At 66.2% G+C, this 6,140-nt stretch carries 4 protein-coding genes; all 4 read left to right on the forward strand.

All coding sequences use genetic code 11. From position 1 onward, the window contains the following. Positions 1–1,359 (forward strand): tyrosine-type recombinase/integrase (locus ATO6_RS24630; protein ID WP_254919281.1); only part of this gene is annotated, 1,359 nt, incomplete at its 5' end. Then, entirely contained in the window at positions 1,356–3,143 is a 1,788-nt protein-coding gene (locus tag ATO6_RS24635) for a hypothetical protein (protein ID WP_028093972.1), read from the forward strand. The genes ATO6_RS24630 and ATO6_RS24635, both read left to right, overlap by 4 nt. After that, positions 3,140–5,356: an integrase gene (locus ATO6_RS24640; RefSeq protein ID WP_028093971.1), complete on the forward strand. Its 2,217-nt coding sequence runs from the start codon at positions 3,140–3,142 to the stop codon at positions 5,354–5,356. Before ATO6_RS24635 ends, ATO6_RS24640 begins: the two co-directional genes overlap by 4 nt. A 51-nt stretch (positions 5,357–5,407) precedes the next feature. Beyond that, the coding region (locus ATO6_RS24645; protein ID WP_088626560.1) for an ArdC family protein at positions 5,408–6,140 on the forward strand (733 nt) is incomplete at its 3' end.

Genomic DNA, 6,140 nt, shown 5'->3' on the forward strand with positions numbered 1-6,140 from the left:
TTTGCGCTGGTGTCGATTATTTCTGTTTGCGAGCGTCGCGAGGCCGGGGGTCTCGCCGCGCATGTGCCGTTGATCCTGCGCGGCGACGCGCTCTACGACCCCGATCTGGATCGCTTCTTTCTCGACCTGCCGCTATCGGGGATTCGATCGCGGCATTCGCTTCGCGCCCAGGCCTATGATGTGACAGTCTGGCTTCGCTTTCTCGATGCTTGCGGCAAGACCGTATGGGCTGCGACCCGCGACGATGTCGAGGCTTATCATCGTGCGCGTCGGCGCGGCGATGCTGGTCAGCGGATCACGGCGGCAAGCTGGAACAGGGCCGTCGCCAGCCTTGATCGCCTCTATCGCTGGGGCGAGCGGCAAGGGCTGATCGCCGAGGCACCGTTCAACCGTCGTGCCGTGTGGCGACCGGCGCAGGGTGGACGTCGCGGAATGATCGCCGCGCGCAACGACGCCTATGAACGTGTTGCGAAGCGGTCGGATGTCCGGTTCGTCACGATGGACGACTACCGCATCTTCCGCGAGGTCGGTCTGCGCGGCCTCGCGCCTGACGGCAGCGAACGCCCCGGCGCACGTGATCGGAACGGATTGCGCAACGCGCTCTTCGCCGATCTGCTCGTCACGACAGGTTTGCGACTGGAAGAAGCCTCAGGTCTGCTCTCCGGTGATCTCGCGGTCATTGTTCCGGACGGCGATGAGAACCGGCAGCTCTGGTTGCGCCTGCCGCCGCCGCTCACCAAGGGCGATCGCGGACGAAGTGTTCTGGTCCCACGCCGGCTGCTTCGTCAGATCGCGGCCTATATCGATGTCGAGCGCGCGGCAGGCGCGGCCAAATTCGTCGCGCGCAATGGCGCGGCGCGCTTTGACCGGCCGATCCATATCACCGACGCCGGTCTCGACCGCATGCGCGATGTCTGCACGCCAGAGGAACGATGCCGTCTGATCCTGTGCAACGAGAACGGAACGCCGCGCGAGCCCGCGGCGCTATGGCTGACCGAGGTCGGACAGCCCGTTCGACCCAATTCCTGGGAGGTGATCTTCGCCCGCGCCTGCAAGCGCTGTAGAGACTATGGTTTCTCGTTGTCGATCAGCCCGCACCAGCTGCGCCACACCTTCGCGGTCCATATGCTCGCTTTGCTGATCCAGGAGCGTCTGCGCGAAGCCGCATTGCCGGCGGGGCCGATGGAGAGCTACCGGCTGATCCTGGGCGACCCGCTGCAGCAGGTGCAACGCCTGCTCGGCCACGCGAGCCTCGCCACCACCTATATCTATCTCGACCATATCGCGACCCGCGCCGATACGGTGGATTCGGCGGTCGAGAAGTTGCTGGCACTGCTGCCGGGACCGCAGGGCGCATGAGCGGGCGTCCCCGCAAGGGCAGGCCCGTTGCTTTCGCGCGCGTCACGCCGGAGCGAGCCAAGCCCGATCCGGTGCTCGGCCTCAGGTTCGTCATCGAGGCGCGGCATGGCGGGACCGTCCTGGTTGACATGACCAATCTCGATCCTCGTCCGCTCGCTATCGCCTTTGCCAGCGCGTTGCGCCGGTCGGCCGCGCTCGGCGGCCCGATCGGTGCGGCCAGCGTCATCAAACAGTATGTAAACTCCTATCGCCGTTTCTTCACCTGGCTTTCCGATGAGGCGGGGGAAGTGGACGGGCCCGAAGACATGCGCGCAGCCCATGTCGAGGGTTTCGCATCGGCACTCGAACGCGGGGGAATGGGCGCGATCTACCGGCATGTGACGGTCAGCAAGATCGTCAATACGCTGCGTGCGATAGAGGCGGATCGGCCCGACAGTATCACGCCCGACCTCCATGAGCGGTTGCGCTATACAATGGCGACCTCGGCGGAACGCTCGACCCCGCGTGATGCCTACAGCCCCTTCGTCGCCCGTGCGCTGCGCGACGCGGCCCGTACGGACGTGGAAGCGATATTCCGCCGGATCGGCACCGAGGATCGGACCGATGAGGGCGATCCGGTCATTGCCGGAGCGCGGGCCGATGTCGAAGCTCTCATCGCGCGCGATGGAGCCGTTCGGACCGAGAGCGTCGAGTTGCGCCGTCTCTATTTCATGCGCTTGCGGCGCGGTTTGCCGATCAGCACGCTGATCGACGACCTGCATCGTCGGCATCATCTGCACGTCACCGATCTGCCGCCATTGCTCGTGCTGCTTGCTCTCGATACCGGCCTCGAGCCGGAATGCCTGAAGGCGCTGACGGTCGATTGCCTGGCCAATCCCTCCGCCGGAACCGTCGAACTGCGATACCTGAAGCGACGCGCCGGCGCCGCCGGGCACAAGAGCATGCGCGTGCGCGACGGCGGCCTCGGCACGCCGGGTGGCCTTCTCCGCCGGCTGATCGAGATCACGACCGTCGCCCGTCAGCATCTGCCCACCGATTGTCTCTGGGTTTACCACAGCGTCGGCGGTCTCCATGCCGGCATCCGTCATCCGCGCGAACGCCTCGACGCCTGGGTGGCACGGCACCGGATTGTCGATGAGGACGGCAAGCCGCTCCATCTTCTGCTGTCCCGGCTTCGCAAAACCCACAAGGCGCTGTGGTACACCAAAACTGAGGGGTACATCGCCCGCTTCGCGGTCGGCCACACGCCCGAGGTCGCGGCGCGCCACTACGCCGATCTGCCATCGCTGCGGCCCCTGCACGAGGCCACCGTCGCCGATGCCTTCCGCGACGCTGTTGTCGCCGCGATGCCGACCATCCTCGCGCCAGCAGCCGAGAAGACGCTGCGCGAAGCGCCCGAACAGGCCGGGCCGCTGATGCCGCCGGATGCGGTCGGTTCCATTCTCGATGGGGAGCAGGATCTCTGGCTCGCCGCCTGCGCGGGGTTCCATAGCAGCCCCTTCGCCGAGGCCGGCTCGCCATGCCAACAGCCGTTCTGGGGATGCCTCCATTGCCCCAACGCCGTCATCACCGCCCGCAAGCTCCCCGCGATCATGGCCTTCCTGTCCTTCGTCGAAGACCAGCGGCAGGGGCTTCCCGGTCCCGACTGGATGGTCAAGTTCGGGCAGGTTCATGCCCGGATCGTCCATCAGATCTTGCCCGCGTTTTCCGATGCCGTTGTCGCCGAAGCGCGGTTACGCGCCGGGGAGGAGCGCCTCTATCTGCCTCCCGAGGCGCGCGCATGACCGCGCCCGCCCTTGCTCGCGCTCCCGCGTTCGACGATCGGCCCGTGCTGGCGTGCGCGCCGCTCAAGCCGGGCCATGCCCGCGAGGACCTGTCGCGCGTCGGCGATCCAAGCTGGGATCTGGGTCCGGCCGTCTTCCGCGAGAACGCCCGGCGCTGCCACGTCACCGTGCATTTCGACGTGCTGGAAGATGCCGATGTGCAGGCAATGATGCGCGCCTATCTCTATGCGCGTCTCAATGTCGACCTTCCCGGCCATCGTCCGAAGCTGCCGCCCAGCTGTGTGCGGCAGGCGTTCAACCGGGCGCGGCGCTTCTTCGCCTTCGTCCGCGAACGATTGGGCGCGCTGGACCTTGCCCGCATTGATCCTCCGCTGATCGACGCCTATGCGCGGCATCTCCGAGAGGACCCGGCAAGGCGGCCCGTCATTGTCGGGCAGCTTCTCGAGATCGTCATCGACTTCTATCTCTACCGTGAGCACCTTCCCGCCGGCGGCTTGTCGTTCGAACCGTGGGACGGACGGCCACCCGCACGCGTCGCGGGCTATCGTCATGTTCCCGAGAACCGGACCCCGCGCATCCCCGAGCCGATCATTGCGCCGCTTCTGGCATGGTCGCTGCGCTACATCACGGTATTCGCAGGGGACATTCTCGCCGCCCGGCGTGAGCTTTCCCGGCTCGAAGCGCGCCGCGACCGGCTTTTCGTTGCGGAACAGGGATTGCCGCATGCGGAGCGCCGCCGCCGGCAACGGCAGCGACTGGCGCGCTATTTCCGGTCCCGCGCGCGGCAGGGTCGGGGCGTGCCGGTCTGGGCAAGCCCGCCCAACGGTTCCGCATCCGTCGATCCGGTAAGCGGGGAGCTTCTGCCCGTCGTCAACGTGCAGCTTCTGCATCTTCACGTAGGGGTCGATGCCGCCAGGGAGCCGGCGATGCATCTCGCTCTCGCCGGCGGCGCGTCCGATCTCATCGCTGCCGCCATCGCGGATATCGGGATCGAACCCGGCGGCATGGATACGCCGATCTCGGTCGATGCCGATCTCGGCCGGCCATGGCGGCTCCGCTTCGATGCCAAATCCCTCGTCCTGGAAGAGCGCATGCTGCAGGCAGCGGCTTATGTGGTCTGCGCCTATCTGACCGGTATGCGCGATTGTGAGGTGCAGGCGATGCGCCGGGGATGCCTGACGCTTGCGCGCAGCGAGGACGGCACCGTGTCACGACACCGCGTCCGTTCCACCGCCTACAAGGGAAAGGGGGCCCGGGGAGCGCCGGCAGAGTGGGTGACCATCGAGCCCGTCGCCGATGCGATCGGGGTGCTCGAACAGTTGACCCGGCGCGCGGCTGTTGCCCATGGTCTCGATACGCTCTGGCCTGTGCTGTCAGTGACGCGAAGTAGCAAACCGCACGTCTCCGCCGAGATCGTGCGCCAGATCAACGCCTATCGTGACCACCTGAACAGGCTGTTCGGGACGGAAGAGGCGCCCGCCATACCGCCCGGGCCGGACGGCAAGCCCTGGCGGATCACGACCCGCCAGTTTCGTCGCACGATCGCATGGCACATCGCAAACCGTCCTTTCGGAACGGTGGCCGGCATGATCCAGTACAAGCATGCATCCGTCGCCGCGTTCGAAGGCTACGCGGGTAGCAGCGCCTCGGGTTTCCGCGCCGAGGTCGAGGCGCAACGTCGGCTCGGCCAGATCGATGATCTGCTCGAGTATTTCGACAGGCGGCGCGGCGGGGCCGACCTTGGTGGGCCGGCCGGTCCTCGTGTCGCGCGTACCCTCGACGAGACAGCCACCGAGCTTGGGCCATTGCCGCCGATGATCGCCGACCGGTCTCGTCTGCGCACCATGCTCGCCAGTCTGGCCCGCACCCTGCATGTCGGACCGCTTGCCGATTGCTTCTTCGATCCGGCAACCGCCCTGTGCCTCAAGCGCGTGACAGATGCCGCGGCAGACCGCCCATTGACAGCACTTTGTGAACCGACCCGCTGCCCGAACGCCTGCATCGCGGAACATCACAGGCCCGTCTGGGAGCGGAGTGCCGATGAGGCACGCATGTTGCTGCGCGAGAAGCGGTTGCCCGGATTGCAGCGGACCGCGCTCCAGCAGGAGGTTGACCGGATCGAGGGTGTGCTGGCCCGGATCGCGCCCGAGGGCGCGACGCCGCCCGTTCGGGCGGCGGTAAAGGGAGAGGAAGCTTGGGATCGGGGTGAGTGACGGGATGAGGAGAGCGGGAGAGGCCTGCTCCGCCCGTCCTGGAGACCTGTCATGTCCCGATCTTCCTCATCGGCCGGGCGCGCCGATGTTTATAATCGTATCACCACCGAGATCATCGCCGCCATCGAGGCCGGCGCCGGCGACTGGCGTGCGCCCTGGTTCCACAACGGGAGCAGCATAGCGCGTCCGACCAACGTTTCATCCGGCAAGCGCTATCGCGGCATAAACACGTTGGCGCTCTGGGCCACGGGCTTTGCCGCCGGATATGGCGACGGTATCTGGGGAACGTACAAGCAATGGCAGGATGCTGGCGCGCAGGTGCGTAAAGGAGAACGCTCCACCACGGTCGTCTTGTGGAGGGAGATCAAGGTTTCCCAGCAGGCCGACGACGATGACGATGATGACGGGCATCGACGGATGTTCGCCCGCGCATTTTCTGTCTTCAATATCGCTCAGGTGGACGGGTACGAGCGCCCGGCGACCCCTGTGCTGCCCGAGGCTGAACGCCTTGCCCATGCGGAAGCGTTCATCACAAACTTGGGCGTCAAGACGGAGTTCGGTGGATCGGAAGCCTATTACCGCCCGTCGGCCGACACCGTGTTCATGCCGCAGTTCACTTCGTTTCGCGATGCCGCGTCATTCTACGGTGTCTGGCTACACGAGAACGGTCACGCCAGTGGCGCAAAGCACAGGCTCGACCGCGATCTTTCCGGTCGCTTTGGTTCGGCCGCCTATGCCGCCGAAGAATGCTGTGTGGAAATTCTCAGCGGGCTCGTCTTGGCAG

Origin of the sequence: Oceanicola sp. 22II-s10i (genome assembly GCF_002210105.1) — a bacterium.
Classification (GTDB): Bacteria; Pseudomonadota; Alphaproteobacteria; order Rhodobacterales; family Rhodobacteraceae; genus Pseudooceanicola.

What these genes read in the sequence shown, in the direction of transcription:
- ATO6_RS24635 (WP_028093972.1), top strand. Translation starts at nt 1,356, where the DNA reads ATGAGCGGGCGTCCCCGCAAGGGCAGGCCCGTTGCTTTCGCGCGCGTC.
- ATO6_RS24640 (WP_028093971.1), top strand. Translation starts at nt 3,140, where the DNA reads ATGACCGCGCCCGCCCTTGCTCGCGCTCCCGCGTTCGACGATCGGCCC.